The 26,489-nt window shown below is 61.7% G+C and carries 27 protein-coding genes and 2 pseudogenes; 17 read left to right on the top strand and 12 right to left on the bottom strand.

Going from position 1 to position 26,489, the window contains the following annotated elements; genetic code table 11:
• Positions 1 to 3 precede the first annotated feature (3 nt).
• Positions 4 to 1,428 (bottom strand): cytochrome c, encoded by a 1,425-nt coding sequence (locus tag DTP52_RS07065; RefSeq protein ID WP_256594245.1) that lies wholly within the window; start codon positions 1,426 to 1,428, stop codon positions 4 to 6.
• A gap of 423 nt (positions 1,429 to 1,851) precedes the next feature.
• Here DTP52_RS07065 and DTP52_RS07060 point away from each other — a divergent pair, with 423 nt between their 5' ends.
• Positions 1,852 to 3,492, top strand: coding sequence for a methyl-accepting chemotaxis protein (locus DTP52_RS07060; RefSeq protein ID WP_109752670.1), 1,641 nt, complete (start codon positions 1,852 to 1,854; stop codon positions 3,490 to 3,492).
• Positions 3,493 to 3,544: 52 nt separating this feature from the next.
• Here DTP52_RS07060 and DTP52_RS07055 read toward each other — a convergent pair whose 3' ends face one another.
• Complete coding sequence (locus tag DTP52_RS07055; protein WP_109752668.1) at positions 3,545 to 3,799, bottom strand: accessory factor UbiK family protein; 255 nt, start codon at positions 3,797 to 3,799, stop codon at positions 3,545 to 3,547.
• 414 nt (positions 3,800 to 4,213) lie between these two features.
• Between DTP52_RS07055 and glnK the strand changes: the two genes are divergently transcribed.
• The 4 genes from glnK (at position 4,214) to sutA (ending at position 6,984) form a co-directional block, all read left to right on the top strand.
• The gene (gene glnK / locus DTP52_RS07050) at positions 4,214 to 4,552 is read left to right on the top strand and encodes a P-II family nitrogen regulator (protein WP_002555808.1); all 339 of its coding nucleotides are present in this window, start codon (positions 4,214 to 4,216) and stop codon (positions 4,550 to 4,552) included.
• A gap of 33 nt (positions 4,553 to 4,585) precedes the next feature.
• Positions 4,586 to 5,920 (top strand): ammonium transporter, encoded by a 1,335-nt coding sequence (locus DTP52_RS07045; RefSeq protein WP_025216105.1) that lies wholly within the window; start codon positions 4,586 to 4,588, stop codon positions 5,918 to 5,920.
• A 212-nt stretch (positions 5,921 to 6,132) separates the two neighbouring features.
• The gene (locus DTP52_RS07040; protein WP_109752956.1) at positions 6,133 to 6,558 is read left to right on the top strand and encodes a secondary thiamine-phosphate synthase enzyme YjbQ; all 426 of its coding nucleotides are present in this window, start codon (positions 6,133 to 6,135) and stop codon (positions 6,556 to 6,558) included.
• Between the two features lie 102 nt (positions 6,559 to 6,660).
• The gene (sutA, locus tag DTP52_RS07035; RefSeq protein WP_003206813.1) at positions 6,661 to 6,984 is read left to right on the top strand and encodes a transcriptional regulator SutA; all 324 of its coding nucleotides are present in this window, start codon (positions 6,661 to 6,663) and stop codon (positions 6,982 to 6,984) included.
• Between the two features lie 330 nt (positions 6,985 to 7,314).
• Here the strand turns inward: sutA and DTP52_RS07025 are convergent, their stop codons facing one another.
• The 6 genes from DTP52_RS07025 to DTP52_RS07000 are packed head-to-tail and all read right to left on the bottom strand — an operon-like array spanning position 7,315 to position 11,916.
• On the bottom strand, positions 7,315 to 8,019 hold the full coding sequence (locus tag DTP52_RS07025; protein WP_109752664.1) for an HAD family hydrolase: 705 nt from the start codon (positions 8,017 to 8,019) through the stop codon (positions 7,315 to 7,317).
• The gene (gene xerC / locus DTP52_RS07020) at positions 8,016 to 8,915 is read right to left on the bottom strand and encodes a tyrosine recombinase XerC (RefSeq protein WP_109752662.1); all 900 of its coding nucleotides are present in this window, start codon (positions 8,913 to 8,915) and stop codon (positions 8,016 to 8,018) included. Before xerC ends, DTP52_RS07025 begins: the two co-directional genes overlap by 4 nt.
• 2 nt (positions 8,916 to 8,917) lie before the next feature.
• Complete coding sequence (locus tag DTP52_RS07015) at positions 8,918 to 9,640, bottom strand: DUF484 family protein (protein WP_109752660.1); 723 nt, start codon at positions 9,638 to 9,640, stop codon at positions 8,918 to 8,920.
• A 13-nt stretch (positions 9,641 to 9,653) separates the two neighbouring features.
• Positions 9,654 to 10,484 (bottom strand): diaminopimelate epimerase, encoded by an 831-nt coding sequence (gene dapF / locus DTP52_RS07010; protein ID WP_109752658.1) that lies wholly within the window; start codon positions 10,482 to 10,484, stop codon positions 9,654 to 9,656.
• Positions 10,485 to 10,488: 4 nt separating this feature from the next.
• Positions 10,489 to 11,736: a diaminopimelate decarboxylase gene (gene lysA, locus DTP52_RS07005; protein ID WP_109752657.1), complete on the bottom strand. Its 1,248-nt coding sequence runs from the start codon at positions 11,734 to 11,736 to the stop codon at positions 10,489 to 10,491.
• 9 nt (positions 11,737 to 11,745) lie between these two features.
• Positions 11,746 to 11,916, bottom strand: coding sequence for a lipoprotein (locus DTP52_RS07000; protein ID WP_109752655.1), 171 nt, complete (start codon positions 11,914 to 11,916; stop codon positions 11,746 to 11,748).
• 184 nt (positions 11,917 to 12,100) lie between these two features.
• Here DTP52_RS07000 and cyaY point away from each other — a divergent pair, with 184 nt between their 5' ends.
• From cyaY to rnk, 3 genes are all read left to right on the top strand, one after another.
• Positions 12,101 to 12,433 (top strand): iron donor protein CyaY, encoded by a 333-nt coding sequence (gene cyaY / locus DTP52_RS06995; RefSeq protein ID WP_109752653.1) that lies wholly within the window; start codon positions 12,101 to 12,103, stop codon positions 12,431 to 12,433.
• A 4-nt stretch (positions 12,434 to 12,437) separates the two neighbouring features.
• A complete protein-coding gene (locus DTP52_RS06990; protein WP_109752651.1) occupies positions 12,438 to 12,656 on the top strand; it encodes a DUF1289 domain-containing protein in 219 nt (72 codons plus the stop codon).
• A 309-nt stretch (positions 12,657 to 12,965) separates the two neighbouring features.
• Positions 12,966 to 13,376 carry a nucleoside diphosphate kinase regulator gene (rnk, locus tag DTP52_RS06980; protein ID WP_109752647.1) on the top strand — a complete coding sequence of 137 codons (411 nt, stop codon included), beginning with the start codon at positions 12,966 to 12,968 and terminating at the stop codon, positions 13,374 to 13,376.
• Between the two features lie 11 nt (positions 13,377 to 13,387).
• Here rnk and DTP52_RS06975 read toward each other — a convergent pair whose 3' ends face one another.
• From DTP52_RS06975 to DTP52_RS06965, 3 genes are all read right to left on the bottom strand, one after another.
• Positions 13,388 to 16,231, bottom strand: a complete 2,844-nt coding sequence (locus tag DTP52_RS06975; RefSeq protein ID WP_109752645.1) for a class I adenylate cyclase — start codon at positions 16,229 to 16,231, stop codon at positions 13,388 to 13,390.
• A gap of 168 nt (positions 16,232 to 16,399) precedes the next feature.
• Positions 16,400 to 16,645: a TIGR02647 family protein gene (locus DTP52_RS06970; protein ID WP_003206789.1), complete on the bottom strand. Its 246-nt coding sequence runs from the start codon at positions 16,643 to 16,645 to the stop codon at positions 16,400 to 16,402.
• Between the two features lie 266 nt (positions 16,646 to 16,911).
• Entirely contained in the window at positions 16,912 to 17,196 is a 285-nt protein-coding gene (locus tag DTP52_RS06965) for a hypothetical protein (RefSeq protein ID WP_109752643.1), read from the bottom strand.
• A gap of 124 nt (positions 17,197 to 17,320) precedes the next feature.
• Here DTP52_RS06965 and DTP52_RS06960 point away from each other — a divergent pair, with 124 nt between their 5' ends.
• Positions 17,321 to 17,980, top strand: a complete 660-nt coding sequence (locus DTP52_RS06960; RefSeq protein ID WP_109752641.1) for a glutathione S-transferase family protein — start codon at positions 17,321 to 17,323, stop codon at positions 17,978 to 17,980.
• A gap of 128 nt (positions 17,981 to 18,108) precedes the next feature.
• On the opposite strand, the gene argH is transcribed toward DTP52_RS06960, so the two are convergent.
• Complete coding sequence (argH, locus tag DTP52_RS06955; protein ID WP_109752639.1) at positions 18,109 to 19,503, bottom strand: argininosuccinate lyase; 1,395 nt, start codon at positions 19,501 to 19,503, stop codon at positions 18,109 to 18,111.
• Between the two features lie 315 nt (positions 19,504 to 19,818).
• Here argH and DTP52_RS31305 point away from each other — a divergent pair.
• The 8 genes and pseudogenes from DTP52_RS31305 to DTP52_RS06915 all read left to right on the top strand — a co-directional run.
• Positions 19,819 to 19,968, top strand: a pseudogene (locus DTP52_RS31305) (sensor histidine kinase); the annotation flags it as partial.
• Entirely contained in the window at positions 19,965 to 20,711 is a 747-nt protein-coding gene (locus DTP52_RS06945) for a LytTR family DNA-binding domain-containing protein (RefSeq protein ID WP_109752637.1), read from the top strand. The pseudogene DTP52_RS31305 and the gene DTP52_RS06945, both read left to right, overlap by 4 nt.
• A 137-nt stretch (positions 20,712 to 20,848) precedes the next feature.
• The gene (gene hemC, locus DTP52_RS06940; RefSeq protein ID WP_109752635.1) at positions 20,849 to 21,790 is read left to right on the top strand and encodes a hydroxymethylbilane synthase; all 942 of its coding nucleotides are present in this window, start codon (positions 20,849 to 20,851) and stop codon (positions 21,788 to 21,790) included.
• Positions 21,787 to 22,533: pseudogene (locus tag DTP52_RS31300) on the top strand (uroporphyrinogen-III synthase); the annotation flags it as partial. The gene hemC and the pseudogene DTP52_RS31300, both read left to right, overlap by 4 nt.
• Positions 22,534 to 22,569: 36 nt before the next feature.
• Positions 22,570 to 23,703 (top strand): uroporphyrinogen-III C-methyltransferase, encoded by a 1,134-nt coding sequence (locus DTP52_RS31295; protein WP_256594246.1) that lies wholly within the window; start codon positions 22,570 to 22,572, stop codon positions 23,701 to 23,703.
• On the top strand, positions 23,700 to 24,953 hold the full coding sequence (locus tag DTP52_RS06930; RefSeq protein ID WP_109752631.1) for a heme biosynthesis protein HemY: 1,254 nt from the start codon (positions 23,700 to 23,702) through the stop codon (positions 24,951 to 24,953). Before DTP52_RS31295 ends, DTP52_RS06930 begins: the two co-directional genes overlap by 4 nt.
• A 302-nt stretch (positions 24,954 to 25,255) precedes the next feature.
• Positions 25,256 to 25,798: a disulfide bond formation protein B gene (locus DTP52_RS06925; RefSeq protein ID WP_109752629.1), complete on the top strand. Its 543-nt coding sequence runs from the start codon at positions 25,256 to 25,258 to the stop codon at positions 25,796 to 25,798.
• 174 nt (positions 25,799 to 25,972) lie between these two features.
• The gene (locus DTP52_RS06915; protein ID WP_003206770.1) at positions 25,973 to 26,431 is read left to right on the top strand and encodes an Rsd/AlgQ family anti-sigma factor; all 459 of its coding nucleotides are present in this window, start codon (positions 25,973 to 25,975) and stop codon (positions 26,429 to 26,431) included.
• Positions 26,432 to 26,489: the final 58 nt, after the last annotated feature.

Raw genomic sequence — 26,489 nt, 5'->3', positions numbered from 1 at the left:
TGTTCAGGCCTCCTGCAGCCGGCGACGAGCCTTGAGCCTGTAAAGCCCCAGGAGGATCAGCAGGCCGAGCACAACCAGTGCCGGTACGCTGTAGCGTGCCAGCACTGCGATGGGGGCCTTGGGTCCGCCTTCGCGAACCTGTGCCACATCGGCGGCAGTCACGTTCAATCCGGCGTTGCCGTAGCGGGACAGGACGTAGTTGCTGACATCGGCGATCTGCTGGTCGTCGAGACGATCGGTGAACAGCGCACCGGGACCGAAGGCCGGCATGTCGATTGCCACGCCGTCGACTTCGCGATGCACGCCGTAGACGATCGTCGCGATCAGGTTGTCGCGGCGGCTGGTCGCGGTGTTGTGGAACAGTGACGGATATTCACGGGTGCCCTCGCCGTTGGCCTGGTGACAGTTGGCGCAGGTGCCGCTGAAGATGTGCCAGCCCGGATGATCCTGCGGTTTGCCGCCGCGCAGGGTGAGTTCGTCGTTCGAGGCTTGGCCGAAGGTATGGCGGGCCTGGCGTTCGCCGGTAGCGATCGGTGGGGTCTGCAGCAGATAGGCCGCGATGGCCTTGAGGTCATCTTCGCCAAGGTACTGCAGGCTGTGCTCGACCGCTTCGGCCATGGGCCCGGCAGCTTGCGCCTTGCCCTCTACATGGCCGCTGCGCAGGTAGGCAACGAGCTCATCGCTCGACCAGGCACCGATCCCGCTGGTCTTGTCCGAGGTGATGTTGGGTGCATACCAGGCTCCCAGTGAACCGCCGGAAAGCGCCTTGGCGTTATCCGCTGCCATCAGGGCATTGCGCGGGGTATGGCAGGTGTCGCAATGGGCCAGTGCATTGACCAGGTAGCCACCGCGATTGACCTGAGCGGACTTGCCCGGATCCGCCTCGAAGCGTTTCTGGCTATGGAACAGGGCGTTCCAGCCGAGCATCGAGGCGCGGATATTGAACGGAAAGTCGAGTTCGGTCTTGGGACTGGGCGTATCCACCGGCGTGACTTCATCCATGAAGTACTGGTACAGGGCGGCAACGTCGCTGTCGGTCATCTTTGCGTAGGAGGTGTAGGGCATCGCCGGGTACAGGTGGGTGCCGTCCGGGGTCACGCCGTCGCGCACGGCGCGGGCGAAGTCTGCCTGAGTGTATTGGCCGATGCCGGCGGTCTTGGAAGGGGTGATGTTCGTTGAGTAGATGACGCCCATTGGCGAGTTGAGTGGATAACCGCCGGCAAAGGGCTTGCCGCCGAGGGTGCTATGGCAGGCCACGCAATCGGCGGCCACTGCCAGTCGCTTGCCGGGCGAGGCGCTGGTATCGAGCGTTTCGCCATGGGCTGCCAGGCTGATCGTTATCAGGGCCAGGCACTCTGCAAGCTTCTTCCTCACGGGTTTGGCCTTGCGCACACCGGGCAATGGCTGACCCATCCTCTGCGGATGCATGTGTAACTCCTCACGGTGGGGCTTCGATGCACGTTCTTAGGTTCATTTCATAGAAATTGCCTAAGTCATACGATGTCTTATGTTGTGATCAATGTGTCACATGATGTAACATTTCTCAAGAAATATGGCTATAAGCCATCATTTAATTTTTTCATTAAATGTCTCTATCTCAAGTATTTCAGAAGATATTTGGCCTATGGCGTTGTGAGCGCAATGGGCAAAAAAGCGAGGAGGTCGCTCCATCAAGTTTGAAGGCGAGCAGGGAATTTAGCTTGTACGTTTGTGATGTTGTACGACGTCTTGCTCGAGGTTCATATCAGCGGCGATGGAGTCTGGACACAGGCCCTTTACCTGGCGTTACGCGGGGCAGGGAAATGCACACATAGCAGGGCTGCTGGACCAGCATCCCGTGAGGATCCACCGATGAACTGGCTCAATGACGCAAAATTATCAACCAAACTGATCACCTCGTTTTTCCTCTGCGCCCTGATTACGCTCGCCGTGGGCATGCTTGGCGTCAGTGGGGTTTCCGCACTGTCGACACGTTTGCAGGGGGTGTTCAACAACAACCTGGTCTCGGTCGCCAATACGTCGCAGACCAAGACCAAGGCGGTCGGCCAGACGCGCGACATGTACCGACTGTATGTCGCTACCGCCGGCAATGCTCCGCAGAGCATGAAGGATGAGTTTCTCGCTTCGATGAAAGCCAATCAGTTGGCCAGCGAAAAGGCTTTCGCCGATTACCGCAAAGGCAACCTGGCTGAAGACGAGCGCATCGCTGGCGACCAGATGGCCCGGGATTGGCCGGTCTACCAGGCCATGGTGCAGCAGTACGTGGCGATGATGGCGGCTGGCGACCTGGAGAACGGTCGCACCCTGTTGCTGGGTGACCTGCAGAAGACTTATCGCAAGGTGATGGACCAGTTGACCATCATGATCGACTCCAATGACCGTCAGATCAGCGAAGACGCCAAGGCCGCCACGCAGCAGGAGGCGACGGCCAAGACCGTGCTGTACAGCGGCATTGTCGTGGCGTTTATCGCCGCGCTGCTGTTGGGCATGTTTATCAGTCGCCTGATCAGTCGACCGATTGCCACGGCGGTCGATTGCGCGCAACGCATCGCCCAGGGCGACCTCACTCAGCACATCACCAGCAACAGTCGCGACGAGGCCGGCCAGTTGCTCAAGGCCTTGGGCGATATGCAGACGAGTTTGAAGGCCACCATCCAGCAGATTGCCAACGCTTCGGACCAATTGGCGTCTGCCGCCGAGGAGCTGACGGCGGTCACCGATGATGGCAGTCGTGCCTTGATCCGGCAGAATGACGAAATCCAGCAGGCCGCCACCGCCGTGACCGAAATGACTTCGGCGGTTGAGGAAGTGGCCCGCAACGCGGTCTCCACTTCACAGGCTTCGCAATCGACCAGCACACAGGCCAGCGAGGGACGTGATCAGGCCCGTAGCGCGGTGCAGGCGATCGACACTGCAACCCAGGAAATAACCTCGTCCACCGGGCTGGTCAGGGATCTTGCCGTTCAGGTACGCGATATTGGCAAGGTGCTGGATGTGATCCGCGGGATCGCTGAACAAACCAACCTGTTGGCGCTCAACGCGGCCATCGAGGCGGCCCGCGCCGGGGAGCAGGGACGTGGTTTTGCCGTGGTGGCCGATGAGGTTCGTGCCCTGGCGGCACGCACCCAGGCGTCAACCGGTGAAATCGAGAGCATGATCCACGCGGTGCAGGACCGTGCCGACAGCGCGGTCGATGCCATGGGCAAGAGCCAGGCGCTGGTGACCGAGACCCAGAGCCTGGCCCGGGCCACGGGCGAGGCACTGGAGCAGATCGCCGACGGTATTGCGCAGATCAATGACCGTAACCTGGTGATTGCCACGGCGTCGGAGGAGCAGGCCCATGTGGCCCGTGAGGTCGATCGCAACCTGGTGAATATCCAGGATCTCTCTACCCAGACCGCCGCTGGGGCAAACCAGACCAGTGCGTCGAGCCAGGAGCTGTCCAACCTGGCCCTGTCATTCAATACCCTGGTCGGTCGTTTCCGCCTCTGACCCTTGGGTTGAATACGCCTGGGCTGATGCCGGGCGTATGGCCCGAAGGTGCCTATTCCTGGGCCAGTCGCGCTTCCAACTCCGCGACCTTGGCCTCCAGGCTTTCGAGCCGCGCCCGGGTCCGGGCCAGCACGACCATCTGGCTGTCGAATTCTTCCCGGCTCACCAGGTCCAGTTTGCTGAACCCGCTTTGCAGCAGCGCCTTGAACTGGCTTTCGATTTCGCTCTTGGGCAGCGGCGTGTCACCACTCAAGATACGGGAGGCATGGCCGCTCAGGGCGTCGAGGAGGTCTTTGGGCGCAAGCATGGGCAGGTGTCCTGGAAACAATGGCGGGCAGTGTACCACGCAGTGTCTATAGTCAATTTGCAAGCAAGGATGCACGCTTTTCGCGCACGAGGCCGGGCATCGTCGCACTGTTGTTGTGCGTATCGCTGCGGTTCGTGGGGCGGAGCAAGCGGGCACGGTGGGTAAGAGACTGAAATCAGAGGGTTTGGGTACAGATGGCAAGGTTTCTGCTTAGAGGCTGATGACCCATGCACTGATGCAGTCGCTGTGACGAATGCAGTGCAGCAGGCGGAACGGGGAGTTTCGTCAGGATCGGTTAACTGGCACCTGTCGGGCAACTTGGGCCGACGATGCGTTACAAAGCCAGGCACTGCGCTTAGACTTGAGTCGGGTTTGTTTTCCTGGGGCAAGTCCACCAATTCGGGAGAAAGTTTCATGAAGCTAGTCACTGCCATCATCAAGCCGTTCAAGTTGGACGACGTGCGCGAGTCGTTGTCCGAGATCGGCGTGCAGGGCATTACCGTTACTGAGGTCAAAGGCTTCGGTCGGCAGAAAGGTCACACCGAGCTGTATCGCGGCGCGGAATACGTGGTCGATTTCCTGCCCAAGGTGAAGATCGATGTCGCCATTGACGACAAGGATCTTGACCGGGTGATCGAGGCAATCACCAAGGCCGCCAACACCGGCAAGATCGGTGACGGGAAGATCTTTGTGGTCAATCTGGAACAGGCTATCCGCATCCGTACCGGCGAAACCGATACCGACGCCATCTAAGCCGCCAAACCCAACGCCCCAGGAGAAAACAATATGACTCTGCGTAAATTCGCAGGGCTAGGAGCCCTGTTGTCCTTCGCAATGCCAGGCCTGGCCATGGCAGAAGAAGCGGCAGCCCCAGTCCTGAACTCCGGCGACACCGCTTGGATGCTCACGGCCACGATTCTTGTACTGTTCATGACCATTCCCGGCCTGGCACTGTTCTACGGTGGCATGGTCCGGTCGAAAAATCTTCTTTCCGTGATGATGCAGTGCTTTGCCATTACCGGTCTGATCAGCGTCCTGTGGGTCATCTATGGCTACAGCATCGCGTTCGACACCACCGGCATGGAGCAGGGCGTCGTCAACTTCAACTCCTTTGTCGGCGGCCTGGGCAAAGCGTTCCTGGCAGGCGTCACCCCGTCCAGCCTGACCGGCCCGGCGGCGCTGTTCCCTGAAGCAGTGTTCATTACCTTCCAGATGACTTTCGCCATCATCACTCCAGCGCTGATCGTCGGTGCGTTTGCCGAGCGGATGAAGTTCTCCGCCATGCTGGTTTTCATGGGCGTATGGTTCACCCTGGTGTATGCACCGATCGCCCACATGGTCTGGTCCGGTAACGGCGGCCTGCTGTGGGACTGGGGCGTGCTGGACTTCGCTGGCGGCACCGTGGTGCACATCAACGCCGGTATCGCCGGCCTGGTGGCGTGCCTGGTACTGGGCAAGCGCAAAGGCTTCCCGACCACGCCGATGGCGCCGCATAACCTGGGCTATACCCTGATGGGCGCGGCGATGCTGTGGGTTGGCTGGTTCGGCTTCAACGCCGGTTCCGCAGTTGCTGCCAACGGCACCGCCGGCATGGCGATGCTGGTGACCCAGATCGCTACCGCCGCGGCGGCGCTGGGCTGGATGTTTGCCGAGTGGATCACCCACGGCAAGCCAAGCGCACTGGGCATCGCCTCGGGCGTGGTGGCCGGCCTGGTTGCAATCACCCCGGCTGCCGGCACCGTGGGCCCGATGGGCGCCCTGGTCATCGGCTTGGCGGCGGGCGTGGTGTGCTTCTTCTGCGCCACCACCCTCAAGCGCAAACTCGGCTACGACGACTCCCTGGACGCCTTCGGCGTGCACGGCATCGGCGGTATCCTCGGCGCGATCCTGACCGGTGTGTTCGCGGCACCGGCACTGGGTGGCTTCGGCACCGTGACCGATATCGGTGCGCAAGTGTGGATTCAATTCAAGGGCGTGGCTTTCACCGTGGTCTACACCGCGATCGTCACCTTCATCATTCTCAAGGTGCTGGACGCCGTCATGGGTCTGCGTGTCTCCGAGGAAGAAGAGGCCGTGGGCCTGGACCTGGCCCAACACAACGAACGTGGCTACAACCTGTAAGCACACGCAATAAAAAATGCCCGGTTCGCCGGGCATTTTTTTGTCTGGAATTTGTCACTGCTCACAGGACGCGGCGGTTTTCCCGACGCCTTTTGTTGTGGATGCGACATGGGGTTTTGTACCGCCAAAGGCTTACACCGAAGCAAGAATATTAGGCCCTTTGTTTTTTCCCAGAGCGCGCTAGAATGCGCGCCGAACGTGCGGAGATCTGTATGTGGCAACAGACGCTGATAACCCTGCGGGCAAGGCCCCGGGGCTTTCATCTGGTGACGGACGAATTGCTTGCCGGCCTGCCTGAACTCCAGGCGTGTCGTGTCGGTCTGTTGCATCTGTGGCTGCAGCATACCTCGGCTTCGTTGACCATCAACGAGAACGCCGATTCGGCGGTACGTCGAGACTTCGAACGATTTTTCAATCGGCTGATCCCACAAGGAACCGCCGACTATGAGCACAACGACGAAGGCCTGGACGACCTCCCGGCGCACTTCAAGGCCAGTGTGCTCGGTTGCCAGCTCAGCCTGCCGGTCACGGCAGGACGGTTGGCATTGGGTACCTGGCAAGGTGTTTATCTGGGCGAGCACCGTGATCACGGTGGTGCTCGTAAAGTCCTCGCCACCTTGTACGGTGAAGGGGCATAACCGCTGATTGCCGGCGGATGTTGAATTTTTTCTGGCAGCCTTCGAACAGATGGCGAAGCTGGGCTATAACTAATCTGCTTTTCGCAAGTCATGAGGTAGAACATGAGCGACGATGATCTGGAAAACGACGACCTCGAAGTGGGCGACGAAGACGAGACCGAAGAAGGCCTTGAAGCGGCGGCTGAAGACGTAGCCGACGATGATGGGGCCGATGTTCCGGTTCCTACCGCCAAAGGCAAGGCCAAGGCCGCGGTGTCGGTCGACGAGTTGCCGAGCGTAGAGGCCAAGAACAAGGAGCGTGATGCGCTCGCCAAGGCCATGGAGGAATTCCTGGCCAGGGGCGGTAAGGTGCAGGAAGTGGAGGCCAACGTGGTCGCTGATCCGCCCAAGAAGCCGGACAACAAGTACGGCAGCCGCCCTATCTGAGCTTCTGCTTCTTGCTTGCTGAAAAAGCCCGCCGTCGCTGCGGGCTTTTTCATGGGCCAGATAAAGTCCCGGACCTGTGGGAGCGAGCCTGCTCGCGATAGCGGTAGGTCTGCTGGTATTGATGTTGGATGTGCCGCCGCCATCGCGAGCAGGCTCGCTCCCACAGGGTTTTGTGCCGGGCGCGGAGCCGCAGGACACAGCGGATCCAGGGTGGGAGCGAGCCTGCTCGCGATAGCGGTGGGTCTGCTGGTATTGATGTTGGATGTGCCGCCGCCATCGCGAGCAGGCTCGCTCCCGCAAAGGGGCGTTGGCGGCTACAGAGCCGTGGGTTCAGGGTTGGCTATGCCAACCTGCCAGCAACCCCGGCAGTTCGGTCAGGCTGCGAATCTCCGCATCTGGCGCATGGTCGGCCTCCCAGGCCTTGCCCGTCGGGTTGAACCACACCGCGCGCAGGCCGGCCTGTTGGGCGCCGGCGATGTCATCGCCCGGGTGATCGCCAATGTGTACGGCGGTCTGCGCCGTGGCACCGCCGCGTTGCAGGGCTTCGTGGAACAGCCGGGCGTCAGGCTTGGCGATGCCGATGTCTTCGGCGCACAAGGCGAACTTGAAATAGTCCGCCAGCCCCAGGCGCCGCACGTCGGCATTGCCATTGGTGACCACGCCAAGGGCGAAATGATTGGCCAGGATCTCCAGGGTGGGCTGCACCTCGGGGAAAACCTCCAGTTGATGACGGGCATGCAGGAACGTCTCGAATGCCTCGTCCGCCAGCTCAGACGCTTGCCACTGATCGTAGCCGGCCTCTTGCAGTGCGCGGAACAGCACCCGTCGGCGCAATGCGCTGATGCGATGCTTCAGGCCGGGCTCTTCGCGCAAGACTTGCTCGCGAATCGAAAAAAGATGCTCCACCGGTACGCCGCCCAGGTTCGGTGCGTTGTCGGTCAGCCATTGGCGGAGTACGGCTTCGGCGCTGGCGATCACCGGGGCGGTATCCCACAGGGTGTCGTCCAGGTCGAAAGTGATGAGCTCGATGGTCATGATTCGTCGCCCTTGATGCGTTTGGCCCTGGGGTGGGCACTGTCATAGACCGTCGCCAGGTGCTGGAAGTCCAGATGGGTATAGATCTGTGTGGTCTTGATGTCCGAGTGGCCGAGCAACTCCTGGACGGCGCGCAGGTCCTGGGACGATTCCAAAAGATGGCTGGCGAAGGAGTGCCTGAGCATGTGTGGGTGCAGGTTCTGTCCCAGCTCGCGTTCACCGGCGGCCTTGACCCGCAACTGAATCGCCCGCGGGCCCAGGCGCCGCCCTTGTTGGCTGACGAAGACCGCGTCGTCGGCGGGGTTGGTCAGCGCCCGCAGCGCCAGCCACTGCTCCAGGGCTTCGCGGGCCTTGCGGCCGACGGGCAGCAGGCGTGTCTTGCTGCCCTTGCCGAGCACCTGGACCATGCCATCGGCCAGGTCCAGTTGATCCAGGTTAAGCCCCGTCAGTTCCGAAAGCCGCAGGCCGGAAGAATAGAACAGCTCGAGAATCGCCTGGTCGCGTCGTGCCAGGAAGTCATCCTCGACGGCGCCTTCAAGCAATTGCAGGGCGCGGTCGGTATCGAGGGTCTTGGGCAGCCGGCGTTCGCCCTTGGGCGGCGCCAGGCCGGTGGCCGGGTCGTGATCGCACAAGCCTTCGCGGTTGAGGTAGTGATACAGGCCACGCACCGCCGACAACAGCCGCGCCAGGCTGCGGGAGGATTGCCCCTGTTGATGCAGGCGGGCGACCAGGCTGCGCAAGCGCTGGATGTCCAGGGCCGCCCAGCTGCCGATGTTCTGCTTCTGGCACCAGCCCAGGACTTTTTCCAGGTCGCGGCGATAAGCCGACAGCGTGTGGGGCGACACCTGGCGCTCACTGCGCAGGTGTTCGCAGTAGGCGTCCAGTTGCCGTTCCATCATCAGCGTACCGAGCGCAGCGAGCCGGCGACCCTTGGCAGCACCCGGCCGGTGACTTCGGCGATGTAGCTCAAGAACAGCGTGCCCACCGAACTCTTGTAGTGCTGCGGATCGCGGCTGGCGATGGCCAGCACGCCGTGCACGCCCTGGTGGGCGATGGCGACGACGGCGGTGGAGCCGATCTGCTTGCGTTGTTCTTCGCCGAACAGGAAGTCCAGCTCATGCTCGCGCAGGCTGCCGCTGACGCTTTTGTTTTCCGTGAGCAGGCCGCCGATGGCTGTCTGCGCTTCGGCGTGGGTTACCCAGCGGCCCACCGGCATGGCGTTGTCGCCAAACAGGATCAGGCTGACGAAGGGCACCTGGAAATCCTGGCGCAGGCTGTCTTCGACACTCATGACCAGGTCTTCGAGGGTGCTGGCGTCCATCAGGGCCAGGATCAGCCGACGGGTCTTGTCGAAAAGCCGGTCGTTGTCCCGGGCCACGTCCATCAGGTGCGAAAGACGATGGCGCATTTCGATGTTGCGCTCGCGCAGGATTTTCATCTGGTGTTCCACCAGCGACACGGTATCGCCGCGCCGGTGGGGGATGCGCATCGTCGCAAGCAGTTCTTCGTGCTCGACGAAGAAATCCGGATGAGCCTCCAGATAGGCCGCCACGGCCGCGGCTTCTGGAAGGCTGGGGGATTCGTCGGGCTGTGGGGCTGGAACCTGTGGCTGGTCGGTCATGGGTTTGGCTCACTCAAAGACGAACTTGTCCTTCGTATACGCGCACTGCCGGGCCGGTCATCATCACCGGTTGGCCAGGGCCCGCCCATTCGATGGACAGGCGCCCGCCGGGCAGGTCGATCAACAATGGCGAATCCATCCACCCCTGGCTGATCGCAGCGACTGCAGCGGCACAGGCGCCGGTACCGCAGGCCTGGGTTTCCCCGGCGCCGCGTTCCCAGACGCGCAATTGTGCACGATGGCGGTCGATGACTTGCAGAAAACCGACGTTCACCCGTGCGGGGAAGCGCGGATGATGCTCGATTTTCGGCCCCAGCTCATGCACCGGGGCACTGTTGATATCGGCCACTCGCAGCACGGCGTGGGGGTTGCCCATGGAGATCGCCGCCAGTTCCACCGGGGTGCCGTCGACGTCCACCTGATAGCTCAACGCTTGGGCCGGTGCCTGGAAGGGGATGTCTGCTGGCACCAGGCGCGGAGCGCCCATGTTGACGCCGATCTGGCCGTCGCTGCGCACATCCAGCTCGATGATGCCGCTCTTGGTCTCGACGCGGATATGTCGCTTGGCGGTCAGGCGCTTGTCCAGCACGAAGCGGGCGAAGCAGCGCGCGCCGTTGCCGCATTGTTCCACTTCCGAGCCGTCGGCATTGAAGATCCGATAACGGAAATCCACGTCCGGGTTGTTGGGCGCCTCGACGATCAGCAACTGGTCGAAACCGATGCCGGTGTGCCGGTCACCCCATTGCTTGGCATGCTTGGGCAGGATGTGCGCGTGCTGGCTGACCAGGTCGAGGACCATGAAGTCATTGCCCAGGCCGTGCATCTTGGTAAAACGCAGCAGCATGGTTTTACTCCGGCAGCAGGCTTTCGCCGGCAAACAACTCGGCTACCGTCTCGCGGCGACGCACTTCGAATGCCTGATCACCGTCCACCAGCACCTCGGCGCAGCGGCCGCGGGTGTTGTAGTTGGAACTCATGACAAACCCGTAGGCACCGGCCGAATGCACGGCCAGCAGATCGCCTTCTTCCAGTGCCAGCTCCCGGCCCTTGGCCAGGAAGTCGCCGGTTTCGCAGATCGGCCCGACGATGTCATAGCTGCGGGTCGCGGTGTCGCGAGGGCGCACGGCGGTGACGTCCATCCAGGCCTGGTACAGCGCTGGGCGGATCAGGTCGTTCATCGCCGCATCGACGATGGCGAAATCCTTGTGCTCGGTGTGCTTGAGGTACTCGACCTGGGTCAGCAGCACGCCGGCGTTGGCCACGATGTAGCGGCCCGGTTCGAACATCAGCGCCAGGTCACGGCCTTCCAGACGCTCGCGCACGGCCTTGATGTAGTCGGCCACCAGTGGCGGCTCTTCATCGCGATAGCGCACGCCGACACCGCCGCCCAGGTCGATGTGACGCAGGTAGATGCCGCAATCGCCGAGGCGGTCGACCAGCGCCAGCAGGCGGTCGAGGGCGTCGATGAACGGTTCCAGGGTGGTCAGTTGCGAACCGATGTGGCAATCGACGCCCAGTACTTCCAGATTCGGCAGTTGAGCGGCGCGCACGTACACGTCTTCGGCGTCGGCGATGGCGATACCGAACTTGTTTTCCTTGAGACCGGTGGAAATGTACGGGTGGGTGCCAGCATCGACGTCCGGGTTCACGCGCAGGGAGACCGGTGCGCGAACACCCAGCTCGGCGGCGACGATTTGCAGGCGCTCGAGCTCATCGGTGGATTCGATGTTAAAGCAGTGCACGCCCACTTCCAGGGCGCGGCGCATGTCTTCGCGGGTCTTGCCGACACCGGAGAACACGATCTTGTCGGCGCTACCGCCAGCGGCCAGCACACGCTCGAGCTCGCCACCGGAGACGATGTCGAAACCGGCACCCAGGCGCGCCAGGACATTGAGCACGCCCAGGTTGGAGTTGGCCTTGACGGCGAAACACACCAGGTGCGGCATGCCGTCGAGGGCATCGGCGAACGTCCGGTACTGGGCCTCGATGTGGGCACGGGAATAGACGTAGGTCGGCGTGCCGAAACGTTCGGCGATCGCGGACAGGGCAACCCCTTCCGCGAACAGCTCCCCGCCACGGTAGTTAAAAGCGTCCATGGCGTTCCCTTAGTAAGTGGTGTGGGTGTCGTGCGCGTGGGATTTGGCTTGCGACGACTTGGCCTGCTCTTCAGGGGACTTGCTGTCATCAGGCAGGTACAGCGGACCTTTTTGACCACAGGCTGTCACGAGGCAGGCAACCGCGACGAGCGCAGCAAGGGAAGAGATCAGGCGCTTCATGGCGAAATCCTTGAAAATGCTTTAATTGCGCCGGAGTATACCGGCCACCCGGCAGCTTGCCTATGCAACGGGCCGCCCGTCCGGCGGCACTGTGGTTGCTGATCGGTATATCCTTTGCATTCGCCGGGCGGCGTCCGTATCTTGCGGCGCTTGAGCATGAGCAGACATTTTCGAGGTTGCCGCAATGAGTTTGACTGAAGCCCGTTTCCACGACCTGGTCGATGCGACCCAGCAAACGCTGGAGGATGTGTTCGATGACAGTGGCCTGGACATTGACCTGGAAATCTCCGCCGGTGTACTCACCGTCAAGTTCGAAAACGGCAGCCAATTGATCTTCAGTCGCCAGGAGCCGTTGCGGCAGTTGTGGCTGGCGGCGGTGTCCGGTGGCTTCCATTTCGACTACGACGAGGAAAGCGAGCGCTGGATGTGCGACAAGAGCGAAGAACAATTGGGCGAGATGCTCGAGCGCATCGTCGATCAGCAGGCTGGCGTGAAACTCGATTTCGAAGGCCTGTGACGGCGTGAGCCAGACAGCCCAGGCGCGCCCAGCCAAGCCGCTCTACAGTAATGTCAGCCCCGCGGTGCCTTCGCCGTGTACCGGCGTGTGCAAGCTGGATGAACAGAAGTTCTGCCTCGGTTGTTTGCGCCACGTGGAACATATCCGCGAATGGCGCTCGGCCGACGACGAGCGGCGGCGGGTGATCTGTGCCGAGGCGGCTAAACGCAAATCCCTGGTGTGATCATTGTGGCGAGGGACGGGAAGTGTCGCATCGCCCCGCTGTGTGGGAGCAAGGCTTGCCCGCGATGGAGGCGACGCGGTCTTTCAGAAGTCGAGGCGCCTGTTTCGCGAGCAAGCTTTGCTCCCACACTCCCCTCGCCACAGTAACTCTGCCCCCTCATGACAATGGGCAGATCCTGCCTGACTTGTTTATTTATTGAGCTGTGATAGTGTCCGGCTACGCCTCAACCCATCGAGGCCCGTGAAAACCCCGTCTTTTTGTGGCGGGGTTTTGCTTTTTTTGTGCAGAAGAAAGGAGTCTGCCTGGATCATGACCGCACCTTCCATCACCCTTACCCGCCTGGACGTACAGCGTCTGGAACGCCTGATCGACAGTCTTGATGAAACGCTGCCGGGCGTGATTGCGTTGCAAGCTGAACTGGATCGCGCCGAGAACGTGGTGGGCCACGAAGAAGTACCTGCCGATGTCGTGACCATGAACTCGCGTGTGCACTGTCGCGAAGAAAGCAACGGCAAGGATTATCACCTGACCTTGGTCTATCCACAGGACGCCAATGCCGACGAAGGCCGGATCTCGATCCTGGCACCGGTGGGCAGTGCATTGCTGGGCCTGAAGGTCGGCCAGCACATCGACTGGCCGGCTCCGGGTGGCAAGACGCTGAAGCTGACGTTGCTGGAGGTCGAGTACCAGCCTGAAGCCGGCGGTGATTTCCACCTCTGAGCGCCGGTGCTTCAGACCAAGGCCAGCGCCTCGTTCAGCGCGCGTTCCAGGTCGGCCTTGTAGCGCAGGTACAAATTGCTTGAGCAGGACCCGTCGCCCACCAGGCCCGAGAGGTCCAGGTCGGTGATGTAGCAGCGATAGCGCTGGGCTTCGCGGCGCTGTTCAACGATCTCCCTGGCGACCACGCGGAACAGTTGGTCGCCATGTTCCAGTTCGGAAAACTCCTGCTGATCGCAGTACAGAGTGACATGCACCTGCCCGTGCGCCGCTTTGCCGATGATCGCCTGGACGTCATAGAACGGCTTGTTGACCGGTGTCTGGGGCGCTTGCCGCGCTTCGATCCGCCGCGCCCGGCCGTTGCCTGAGGGCAGTAACTGGTAATACAGGGTTTCCAGGGTCAGCGGTTGGGCGGCGTCCAGCGGCAGCAGGGCGTCGCGACGGTACAGCACCGATTGCAAGAAACGCTGCAAAGGCACCAGCAGGCTTTGTTCGTCGTGATAAGGCACATGTTGCTGCCACAGCGCGTTGAATTCATCGAGCACGTACAGATCGGCTTCGTCCTCGCTGACGCGATAGAACACCTGGATGCACTCGGGCTGCCCCATGGGCAGGATCAGCGCCAGGTCATGGTCTTCCAGGGCCATCGGGTCCAGTTGCAAGGGGCTGTAGGCCGTCAGTTCCTCGCCCAGGTAATCCATCAGCGCCGACAAGCTGCCCAGTGCCACGTGATTGACCTGGCCGGGCACCAGCTCCAGCACGTGATAGTGCTGCTGGACCTGAAGCAGGTAGCGGTGATTGAGCCTGCTCAACAGCAGGGTCTGCGCCGTTTCGATGACTTCTTCGACGCGCCGGGCAATGAATTGGGCGCGATTGTGGCAGAAGCAGCGCACCTGCAAGCGTGGCTGGCGCTGGGTGACGGGCAGGTCGTTGAGGTAATCGCGCAGGCAGTCGAGCAGGGCGTGTTCGCCGTCGAAACGGTTGACCAGCACCTCATTCCAACTGTTGAGCGTGACCTGGTCGAGGGTCAGCACCAGGTTCTCGCGGACCCCGGCATAGCTCAGGGAGTCGGTGCGCTCGGTAGTCATCAGGATATTCAGGTCGCGGTGGTGCTTGAGCGGATCGACGCCGACGTTCACCAGGATCAGCACTTCGCTGGGCACGCTGGCGCGCAGCAGTTGCGCTTCATCCACCGTGGCCAGGGGCAGGGCGATGGTCTGTTGCAGGCTGCCCAGCAGGTTGAATAGTTCGAACTCGCTCAGGTCGCTGTCGCCGGGGTGCAGCGCCAGGCGTGTGCTGCTGTCGATCACGCCGTTGCGATGGCACCAGGTCAGCAGTTCCAGCAACTCGCGGCAGCGCTTGATCGGCGCGAAGTTCTCCCACTCCAGGGCGTTGAGGCTGCCGTTGTACAAGCCCCACTGGTTCTGCCCCGGTTCTTTCTTGTTCGGCGACTGCACCAGTGTCAGGGTATCTTCGGCCAAGTCCGGCGCAATGCCGGGGTTGATGAACTCGACCTTGTCGGCCTTGCGCTCGAAGGCGGCATACAACCGCCGGCCAAGCACATTGAGATCGCGCTTGTTGATCAGGCTGACGGTTTTTTCGGTGCGGGCGAACTGGGTCAGGAAGCGGTAGCTGTGGGTGAGTTCGTTGACCAGTGCCCGCCGCTCGTGGCTGACCTGACGGACTTTCCATTGGCTGCGGCTGTCCAGCAGCGCCAGTTGCCGTTGGTCCCAGCCCCATTCCCGGGCCAGTCGTTCGAGCAGTACCCGCTGCCAGCCGCTGCTGCGCGCCTGGCCGGTGAGCTTGCGATTGACCTTCAGGTACAGCGCGCGGCGGATCAACTCCAGGCGTTCGGGTTCGCCACGGGCATTGAGGTATTCCTCGATGCGACGGTAAACCAGCATGTACGGGTCCAGCTCCTCCAGGTCCAGGCGATTGGCAAACACGGCTTGCTTGAAGCGCAGGCTCAGGCAGCGCACGTTCGGGTGTTCGCTGGCATAGACCTCGGTCAGCAGCAGCTTGAGCACGGACTTGTAAGGCGACTCGATACCTTTGAAGAGCTGCCAGAGCCCGGCACCGACGAATTCACCCGGCGGAATGTAGGCCAGGTGCCCCAAGTCCAATGTTTCATCCGCGCGAATGAAACGCTTGGACATCAGCGTATGGGTGTACTGCTCGTAATTCTCTTCTTCATAGACCGGCACCAGCCACCAGATCGGCGTGCGCCCGGCCAGCCAGATCGCGGTGCGGTAGAACTCGTCCAGCAGCAGGTAATGCTGGGTGGTGCCGCAATCGTCGGAGCTGAGCTGGTTGTCCCGCTCGCCCCGCACGAAGCGCGCCGGGTCGATCAGGAAAAAGTGGGCTTCGGCGCCCTGGGTCGCGGCCCAGATCTCCAGCAACTGACATTTCTTGCGCAGCTCGGCCAGTTCATCGTCGCTCAGGTCTGGCCCGTGGCACACCCATACATCCATGTCGCTCTGGTCGGCCTGGGCCAGGGTGCCGAGGCTGCCCATCAGGAACAGGCCAAGGATCGGTCGCGGCGGGTTGCTGCCGTGCCGGGGCTTGTAGGAAAACGAGCGGGTCAGCCGCTGGGCTTCGGCAAGGACATTGGCGTCAGGCTCGTAGTTCGACAGCCCGGCAGGGGTACTGCCGGAAACGTAGCCAGGTAGCAGTGGGTGGTTGACGTGAAAAAACAGCGGCAGCAACGTCAGCACGCCTTGCTGGCGGGGCGACAAGCCTTCGAGGGCGCGCTCCATCCGTACGGTGTTGAGCTTGAGAAAACGTGCGCGCAACTGGCTCAAGACCTTGCGGTCGATTCCCTCGTCCAGATCGGGGCGTATTTCGTGATTGCGGGTCATGTCTGCTCAAACCGGCTCGCGGCGTCGAACGTGGGGTGATGGCAGGTTAGCGCCCGGTCTTGGGAATACTTAAGGTGAAAACAGGATTCGGATGCCAGTTTTTTTACGCAGGGCACCCGTGCGCCTGCGGAAATCCCGGCAAAGGAGATTTCCGTGGGCGGCAGGGGGTCAGGCGGCTTCTTGGACGCTGAGTATCGTCAGGACGGTTTGTACATTTTGGGCGGCATCTCGTCCCAGGCTTGTCAGGTAGCCACCATCGGGCTGGGTGATCAGTTCTTTCTCGAACAGGCGTTGGGCAGCGGCAATCGCTTTAGGGGCAGCGGTCTGATGAATTTTCAGGCCTTCCTGGGAACTGTCCAGGTTGAAGAGTGCAAGGATTTCCAGTTCGGCAACCAACTCAGGGGTAAGCGACATAAGGACTCCAGACTTTCTAGGAATTTGGTCGACAGCGTTACTAAGGTGAGCGCACTCGGCCGAGCTGTCCAGTCTCAGAGGCATGCTTTTTTTGTTTGGGGTGAGGGGGGCCAGTGTTCTGTCAGGCAAATACACCCGTGGCGAGGGGATTTATCCCCGCTGGACTGCGCAGCAGGCCCAAAATCGTAATGAGGCCAATTTTTTAGGGCCGCTTCGCGCCCCAGCGGGGATAAATCCCCTCGCCACAGGGTGTGTTTGCCTGTCGTTCAGTTCTTTTCCGGCGGCAACTCAGGCAAGGCGCGCAAGGCGGCTTCGTACCACTCGGTATTAAACGCACGATCCTCTTCCAGGATCGCATCGATCTCCACCGCCAGCACATGGGCCATCAGGTTGAGGATGTCTTCGCGCTCATAACCCACCAGGGTCAACTTATTGAAAGTGGCCTTGGCCGCTGGCGGGTTTTCACTTTCGATCTGGTTTTCGATGGCCTGGATCAGCGTGTTCTCGACGAATTCTTCTTCGTCGCTGTCGATGTCGGTTGGCTCGCTCATGGCAGGCTCCTTTGAGAAAGGCCGCCAGTTTACCTGCATTCAGCGGCGTGATGCGCCTGGCAAGAAATGCCCCGGCGGTCTATAACGCAAGGCTGCCAACCCCGCACGGCCTGGAGGCTTTGTAATGCTCAAGCTTTATGGTTTCTCTGTCAGTAACTACTACAACATGGTCAAGCTGGCGCTGTTGGAGAAGGGCGTGCCCTTCGAAGAAGTGCAGTTCTACGGTAGCCAGACCCCTGAAGCCCTGGCCATCAGCCCCCGCGGCAAGGTGCCAGTGCTGAAGACCGAGCAGGGCTTTATCAACGAGACCAGCGTCATCCTCGAATACATCGAGCAAACCCAACCGGGTAAGGCCCTGCTGCCAGCCGACCCGTTCGAGCGCGCCCAGGTATTGGCCTTGTGCCGGGAAATCGAGTTGTACATCGAGCTGCCGGGACGAGCCTGTTATGGCGAGGCGTTTTTCGGCATGTCGGTCGCCGACGCCATCAAGGAAAAGTCCAGGGCCGAATTGCTGCTGGGGTTCGCCTCGCTCGGCCGCCACGGCAAATTCTCGCCTTATGTGGCAGGGGATAGTCTGAGCATTGCCGATCTGTATTTCTTCTACAGTCTTTCGCTGGCCCTGCAGGTGGGCAAGAAACTCTTCGATATCGATTTGCTCGCGGACATGCCGGCGGCCAAGGCACTGATGGAGCGTTTGGAGCGGAACCCGAACGTGCAGCGGATCGCTGCGGATAGAGAGGCAGCGATGCCGGATTTTTTGGCGAAGATCGCTGCCAAGAAGTGAGTTTTGTGCTGTTTTGAAGTGAGTTATCGCGAGCAGGCTCGCTCCCACATTTGATCTCCATGTTCACAAATCATGTGTTCACTGAAGTTCCACTGTGGGAGCGAGCCTGCTCGCGATGCTTTTGGCTTTTAGCGGCTGGCGAGCAACGCCTGGCCGCGTACCACCGCTGCCTTGACCTGCGCCGGCGCGGTGCCACCGATGTGGTCACGGGCATTGACCGAGCCTTCGAGGGTCAGCACGGCAAACACGTCCTGTTCGATCTGGTCACTGAACTTGCGCAGCTCGTCCAGGCTCATTTCCGCCAGGTCTTTGCCACTGTCCACGCCGTACTTCACGGCATGACCAACGATTTCGTGGCAGTCGCGGAACGGCAGGCCACGGCGCACCAGGTAATCGGCCAGGTCCGTGGCGGTGGAGAAGCCGCGCAGAGCCGCTTCGCGCATCACCGCGTGCTTGGGCTTGATGGCCGGGATCATGTCGGCGAAGGCGCGCAGCGAGTCGCGCAAGGTGTCGGCGGCGTCGAACAGCGGTTCCTTGTCTTCCTGGTTGTCCTTGTTGTAGGCCAGCGGCTGGCCTTTCATCAGGGTCAGCAGGCCCATCAGAGCACCGAACACCCGGCCACTCTTGCCACGCACCAGCTCTGGCACGTCGGGGTTTTTCTTTTGCGGCATGATCGAGCTGCCGGTGCAGAAGCGGTCGGGCAGGTCAATGAACTGGAATTGCGCACTGGTCCACAGCACCAGCTCTTCGGAGAAGCGCGACAGGTGCATCATCGCGATGCTCGCGGCGGCACAGAATTCGATGGCGAAATCGCGGTCCGAGACGTTATCCAGCGAGTTGCCGCCGACGGCGTCGAAGCCCAGCAACTGCGCGGTGTATTCACGATCGATCGGGTACGTGGTGCCGGCCAGCGCGGCGCTGCCCAGGGGCATGCGGTTGGTGCGCTTGCGGCAGTCCACCAGGCGCTCGTAGTCGCGGCTGAGCATTTCGAACCAGGCCAGCATGTGATGCCCAAATGTTACAGGTTGGGCGGTCTGCAGGTGCGTGAAGCCCGGCATGATGCTCTCGGCCTCGCGCTCGGCTTGCTCCAGCAGGCCTTTTTGCAGGCGGGTGATTTCGGCCAGGATCAGGTCGATCTCGTCGCGCAGCCACAGGCGGATGTCGGTGGCGACCTGGTCGTTGCGGCTGCGGCCGGTGTGCAGTTTCTTGCCCGTCACGCCGATGCGGTCGGTCAGGCGCGCTTCGATGTTCATGTGCACGTCTTCAAGGTCGACGCGCCAGTCGAACTGGCCGGCCTCGATTTCCGCCTGGATGGTCTTCAGGCCGTCGATGATGCTGTCGCGCTCGGCATCGGTCAGCACGCCGACCTTGGCCAGCATGGTGGCGTGGGCGATCGAACCCATGATGTCGTGGCGATACAGGCGCTGGTCAAAGTTGACGGAGGCGGTGAAGCGGGCGACGAAGGCGTCGACGGGTTCACTGAAGCGGCCGCCCCAGGACTGATTGGTCTTGTCAGTGCTCATGAATTCGCTCGTGATCGGCTGTGGAGAAATTAGCGGTTAAAGGCTGCGGCGGATGATAGCAGGGTTGCCGGGACTGGCGCTGGCACTGGTCGGCAGGTTTTTCGATAGAACCCTGGGATCCAACAGGGGTTTGGCACAACGATATTTTTCGATTGAGCAATATCGTCGTGGCAACCGTCTACAGTGGACTGTAGGACTTTTGCTTTTCCATCCATGGCGCAGCGGGCGATAGATTAAGAAGGGGGGCTCATATTGGTCAGATCGACAGTTAACAATCCCTACGGCGACGCCGTGCGACAACGGGCCTCGGGCATCGGTCGTCAAGCGCTGGTAAAGATAGGCAACCGCCTCGCGGCACTTTTTGGCCCTCGAGCGAGTCTTAGCGTGGATCGCGGTGACGGATGTCACTTCCCCTGTCTACGCTATCCTTGTGCGAGACTCACGCAGGAATCCAGCGCAATATGAATGTCCTGATCGTTGATGACGAACCACTGGCCCGCGAGCGCCTGAGCCGAATGGTTGGCGAGCTCGAGGGTTACAGTGTCCTGGAGCCGAGCGCCACCAATGGCGAAGAGGCATTGGCCCTTATTGACAGCCACAAGCCGGATATCGTGCTGCTCGACATTCGCATGCCTGGCCTGGACGGCCTGCAGGTCGCGGCGAAGTTGTGCGAACGAGAGTCGCCGCCCGCCGTGGTGTTCTGTACCACCCGGGACGATTTTCCGCCCGAGGTGCTGCAAGCCGGTGCCGTGGGGTACCTGGTCAAGCCGGTGGCGTCCGAGGCGTTGCTCGAGGCCTTGCGCAAGGCCGAGCGGCCCAACCGCGTGCAACTGGCGGCGCTGACCCGTCCCGCCGCCGAAAGCGGCAGCGGCCCGCGCAGCCATATCAGTGCGCGCACCCGCAAAGGCATCGAGCTGATCCCGTTGAACCAGGTCGTCTACTTCATTGCCGACCATAAATACGTGACCTTGCGCCATGAGAGTGGCGAGGTGTTACTGGATGAGCCACTCAAGGCCCTCGAAGACGAGTTCGGCGAGCGTTTCGTACGCATCCACCGCAACGCCCTCGTGGCCCGCGAGCGTATCGAGCGTTTGCAACGCACCCCCCTTGGGCACTTCCAGCTGTTCCTCAAGGGCCTCAATGGCGATGCGCTGATTGTCAGCCGGCGGCACGTGGCCGGGGTTCGCAAGATGATGCAGCAGCTTTAGCGCGGCGGTCCAAGGCGTTCAACGCGTTTCATTTCCAGGATTTGGCGGCCAGGGAGGCCTTGGGGTCGTGATTCAAATCAAAGCGGTTTTGACTGAGCTGTTATTATCTGCCGTATCTTTTAAGTACGGATTGATCCATGTCCCCTCGCGAGATCCGCATCGCCACCCGTAAAAGCGCCTTGGCCCTGTGGCAGGCCGAATACGTCAAAGCCCGCCTGGAAACGGCCCATCCCGGCCTGATCGTGACCCTGGTGCCCATGGTCAGTCGCGGTGACAAGCTGCTGGACTCGCCGCTGTCGAAGATCGGTGGCAAGGGCCTGTTCGTCAAAGAGCTGGAAACCGCGTTGCTGGACAACGAAGCCGACATCGCCGTGCACTCGATGAAGGACGTGCCCATGGACTTCCCCGAAGGCCTGGGCCTTTTTTGCATCTGCGAACGGGAAGACCCCCGCGATGCGTTCGTCTCCAACACGTTTTCCAGCCTTGAAGCGTTGCCTGCCGGAAGTGTGGTCGGCACTTCCAGCCTGCGTCGCCAGGCACAGTTGCTGACTCGCCGTCCGGACCTGCAAATCCGTTTCCTGCGCGGTAACGTCAACACGCGCCTGGCCAAGCTCGATGCCGGTGAGTACGACGCGATCATCCTCGCCGCCGCCGGCCTGATTCGCCTGGGCTTTGAAGATCGCATCACCTCGGCCATCAGCGTCGATGACAGTCTGCCGGCCGGTGGACAAGGGGCGGTGGGCATCGAGTGCCGCAGCGCCGACAGCGAAATCCACGCCCTGCTGGCACCGCTGCACCATGCAGACACCGCCACGCGAGTGTTCGCCGAGCGTGCCCTCAACAAACATCTCAATGGCGGTTGCCAGGTGCCGATCGCCTGTTACGCCGTGCTGGAAGGCGAACAAGTCTGGTTGCGCGGCCTGGTAGGAGATCCCAACGGTGGCCGGCTGCTCAGCGCCGAAGCCCGGGCGCCGCGCCACGATGCCGAGGCGTTGGGCGTGCGGGTGGCGCAAGACCTGCTGGGCCAGGGCGCAGGCGACATCCTCAAGGCGGTCTACGGCGAGGCCGGCCACACGTGACGGGCTGGCGGCTGCTGCTCACCCGGCCGGCGGACGAGTCGTCGGCGCTGGCGGCTGTCCTGGCCGAAGCGGGAGTCTACAGCAGCAGCCTGCCCTTGCTGGATATCGAGCCGGTCCCGCTGTCCGAGGCCGGGCGAGCGATACTCCAGGCGCTGGACCAATACTGTGCCGTGATCGTGGTCAGCAAACCTGCCGCACGCCTGTGCGTCGAGCTGCTGCGCCAGTACTGGCCCCAGCCTCCAGACCAACCATGGTTCAGTGTGGGCGCCGCCACCGGACAGATCCTCATCGATGCCGGCCTCACGGTTTTTTATCCCGATAACGGCGACGACAGCGAAGCCTTGCTGGAGCACTTGGTCTTGCGCCAGGCTATTGCGCGGCCTGAACCCAAGGTTTTGATTGTGCGGGGCGAAGGCGGGCGTGGCTTGCTGGCAGAGCGTTTGCGCGAGCAAGGTGCTAGTGTCGATTATCTGGAGTTGTACCGCCGCCACTTGCCCAATTACGGCGAAGGGGCGTTGCCGGCGAAAGTTGAAGCGGAACGCTTGAACGCACTGGTGGTCAGCAGTGGGCAGGGCTTCGAGCATCTGCAGCGGCTGGCCGGCGATGCGTGGCCGGCCCTGGCGCGGTTACCGTTGTTTGTTCCAAGCCCAAGGGTTGCCGAGATGGCGCGTGCCGCCGGGGCCCGAACAGTTGTGGATTGCCGTGGCGCCAATGCCGCGGCTTTGCTGGCGGCGCTACGGGAACACTCCGTGCCGTTTTCTAATGCAAAGGATGGATACGTGAGCGAAACAGCCTTGCCAAAAGAAGATCTAGACCAGCCAGCGATCGATGCGCCGGTTGAAACTCCGCCCCCGATGGCGCCGCGGCGCGGCAACGGGCTGGCCATTGTTGCCTTGCTGCTCGGGGTCGCCGGCGTAGCCGTAGGCGGTTGGGGCGTGTGGCAGGTGCGTCACCTGCAAACCAATAACCAGCAGCAGTCCGCCCAGGTCCAGGCGCTGAACGATCAGGCCCAGACCCTCAAGCTCAACGAGCAACGCTTGAGCGAGCGCCTGGCGCAATTGCCCCCGGCCGAAGAGCTGGAGGAGCGGCGGCGCCTGGTGGCCCAGTTGCAAGGTGACCAGCAGCGCCTGAACCAGCGCCTGGAAACCGTGCTCGGTGCCAGCCGCAAGGATTGGCGCCTGGCCGAGGCCGAGCACCTGTTGCGCCTGGCCAGCCTGCGTCTTTCGGCCCTGCAAGACATCAACAGTGCCCAGGCGCTGGTCCAGGGTGCTGACGAAATCCTGCGCGAGCAGAACGACCCCGGTTCGTTCGCCGCCCGCGAGCAACTGGCCAAGACCCTCGCCGCGTTGCGCAGTACCGAACAACCGGATCGCACCGGCCTGTTCCTGCAACTGGGTGCTCTGCGCGACCAGGTGCTGCAACTGACCGAGCTGGCCCCCGAGTACAAGGACCGTGGTGAATCCCTGCTGGGCCTGACCGCCGATGGCGATGGCGCCAGTCGTTGGGCGCAGTGGTGGGACCAGATCTCGCGCTATATCCGTATCGACTTCAACGCGGATGAGAATGTTCGTCCGCTGCTGGCCGGGCAAAGCCTTGTGCAAGTGCGCCTGGCCTTGAGCCTGGCGCTGGAGCAGGCGCAATGGGCCGCCCTCAATGGTCAGGCGCCGGTATACACCCAGGCGCTGACCGAGGCACGGGACGTGTTGAAGAACAACTTCAACCAGGACAACCCGCAAAGCAAAATCATGCTTGAACGCGTAGGTGAACTGTCCAAGCAACCGGTGACGGTGGTCACCCCGGACCTGACAGGCACGCTGAGCAGCGTCCAGGCTTACCTCGAGCGTCGTAACCTCAATGCCCAGGAATCGGTCAAGCCGCTGCCCGCGCCTGGCGCGCAGGAGGCCAAGCCATGAAGCGTCTCTACGTGATTCTGTTCGTGGTCATCGCTGCCGCTGCTTTGCTGGGCGTGGCGATTGCCGAGCATTCGGGTTACGTGCTGGTGGCGTACAAGAACTTCCGTTATGAAGCGGGCCTGTGGGTCACCCTGGCCTTGGTGGCAGTGCTCTGGCTGGTGTGGCGAGGCCTGAGGGCGTTGATCGGCCTGGTGACCACGTCCAGTGGCGTGGTCAACCCGTGGTCGCGGCGCAACCGCAGCCGGCGGGTGCAAGTGGCGATCGAGCACGGTCAGTTGGATCTGGCCGAAGGTCGCTGGGCCAGTGCTCAGCGACACCTGCATCGCGCCGCCGAAGCCGAGCGCCAGCCGCTGCTGTATTACCTCGGTGCCGCCCGCGCGGCCAACGAACAAGGTCTTTACGAACAGAGCGACAGTTTGCTGGAGCGCGCCCTGGAGCGTCAGCCCCAGGCGGAACTGGCCATTGCCCTGACGCACGCGCAACTGCAGACCGATCGCGGTGACACGGACGGCGCCTTGAGCACACTGCAGGCCATGCACGAGCGCCATCCCCATAACGTCCAGGCCCTGCGCCAACTGCAACGCCTGCATCAGCAGCGCGGCGATTGGTCGGCGGTGATCCGGCTGTTACCGGAGTTGCGCAAGGACAAGGTCCTGCCGCCGGCTGAATTGGCTGAACTGGAACGTCGCGCCTGGGGCGAAAACCTCACCCTGGCAGCCCACCGCGAGGAGGACGGCAGCGTCGGTTTGCAGTCGCTCAATCGCGCCTGGCAACAACTGACCTCGGCCCAGCGCCAGGAGCCGGCGCTGGTGCTGGCCTATGCCGAGCAACTGCGCCAGTTGGGCGCGCAGGTCGAGGCCGAAGAGGTGCTGCGAGGTGCGCTCAAGCGTCACTATGACAGCCATCTGGCGCGCCTGTACGGGTTGGTTCGTGGCAGTGATCCGAGCCGCCAGTTGCAAGCGGCCGAAGGTTGGCTCAAGGACCATCCGGCCGATCCAAGCCTGCTGCTGACCCTGGGGCGTCTATGCCTGCAAAACAGCTTGTGGGGCAAGGCGCGGGATTACCTGGAAAACAGTTTGCGCGTCCAACGTAATCCCGAAGCCTGTGCCGAACTGGCGCGGTTACTGGCGCAACTGGGGGACGCCGAGCGCAGCAATCAGTTGTTCCAGGAGGGGCTGGGGCTGTTGGATGAGCGTCTGTTGGCCGCACCGTTGCCGGTTCCGATCCCGGCTAAGGTCATGTCCACTTGAGATGAGACATTGCGGTGCCCCCATGGTTGGAAGCAAAGCCTGCTCGCGAAACCGGTGCCTCGGTTTCTGAAAGACTGTGTCGTCTTCATCGCGGGCAAGCCTTGCTCCCATAGGTGATATCTGTTTGTTTCTGGGGCTTTGGCCATGCCTTCAGCAAAGTCCTACAGCTGGGTGCGCTGAATCCTCTTCGACCTGTCGGGAATTCCCTACATCCCTGGTGAAGTGTCTGCGCGGGCCTGCCTTGAAAGGCCCGAGGGCTTTCCTCTACCGTAACTACTTGTCTCTTCTGTTACGGAACCGCCATGTCTTTGGCCAGCTCACGCTTCTTGTTTCTCATGGCTTCCATCGCCGCGGCCCTGGCTTTGGGCATCGCCACTTATCTGGAGTATTCGGTCGGCCTGATGCCTTGCAGCCTGTGTGTCTTGCAGCGGTTGTGCCTGATGCTGTTCCTGGCGAGCAACCTCGTGGCATGCGTACACGGTCCAGGGCAACGAGGCAGTCTCCTGTATGGGGCGGCGGGGTTGGTTTTTGTGGTGGGGGGGATGACCCTGGCATGGCGCCAGGTTCTGATACAGAGCCGTTCGTTCGAACCGTTGCCCGACTGTATTGCCCAGCTCAAGCCGGCGGATTCCTGGTGGTGTGCGTTGCACCGCGTCCTTGATGGCGCTGTCGATTGCGCCAATATCACCTGGACGCTGTTTGACCTGAGCATCCCCGAATGGAGCCTGTTGTTTTTCCTCGCGGTATCCAGCGCGATGACCTATCTGCTGCTGCGCCTTGTCTGGAGTGCTCTGGTACGACCGCTTCGCGACGATACGTCGCAGTTGGTCCGGGCCCTGGATTAAACACTTGTATGAACTTTATCTCCTGCGTACCTTGAAGCCATTGTCGTGCGGGCATAATCTGGCCCGCACGTGTTATTGGAATTGTGCCGCTCGATCATGTTGTGTCTGGCTTGTCCCTGATCATCAGGCGTGCACAGGCTGCGAGTGGCATGACTCACAAGGGAAGAAATCACCATGCTCGAAAGTTGTCAGAATGCGCAGGAACGCTGGGGTGGAGTGCATCTGCTGATCGATCGCTGGTTGCAGGAGCGCCACGAATTGGTTCGGGCCTATGATGCCCTCGGCGATAAGCCTGAAGCGCTGAGCGAAAGCCGCAAACCCTTGCAGGAGTTCTGCGGTGTGCTGGTCGACTATGTGTCTGCCGGTCATTTCGAGATCTACGAACAACTGACGGGCGAGGCCAAGGCTTTCAACGACAAGCGTGGCCTGGAGCTCGCCGAGCAGATCTACCCGCGCATCGATGTCATCACCGAAAAGCTGCTGGCGTTCAACGACCTATGCGATGAAGGCAAGTGCGTCGCGGAAAAATTCAAGGAGCTGGGCGGCTTGCTGCACGAACGTTTCGAGTTGGAAGACTGCCTGATCGAAGTGCTGCACAACGCCCACAAGGAAGAAGCTGCGGTCCAGGCCTGAGAGGGTTTCGCGGTCATGAAAAAACGGTGCGCATTGCGCACCGTTTTTCGTTGGGCCA

It is taken from the genome of Pseudomonas sp. 43mfcvi1.1, from assembly GCF_900115935.1.
Lineage (GTDB): Bacteria > Pseudomonadota > Gammaproteobacteria > Pseudomonadales > Pseudomonadaceae > Aquipseudomonas > Aquipseudomonas bijieensis.
This window is presented reverse-complemented; position numbering and strand designations above follow the sequence as displayed.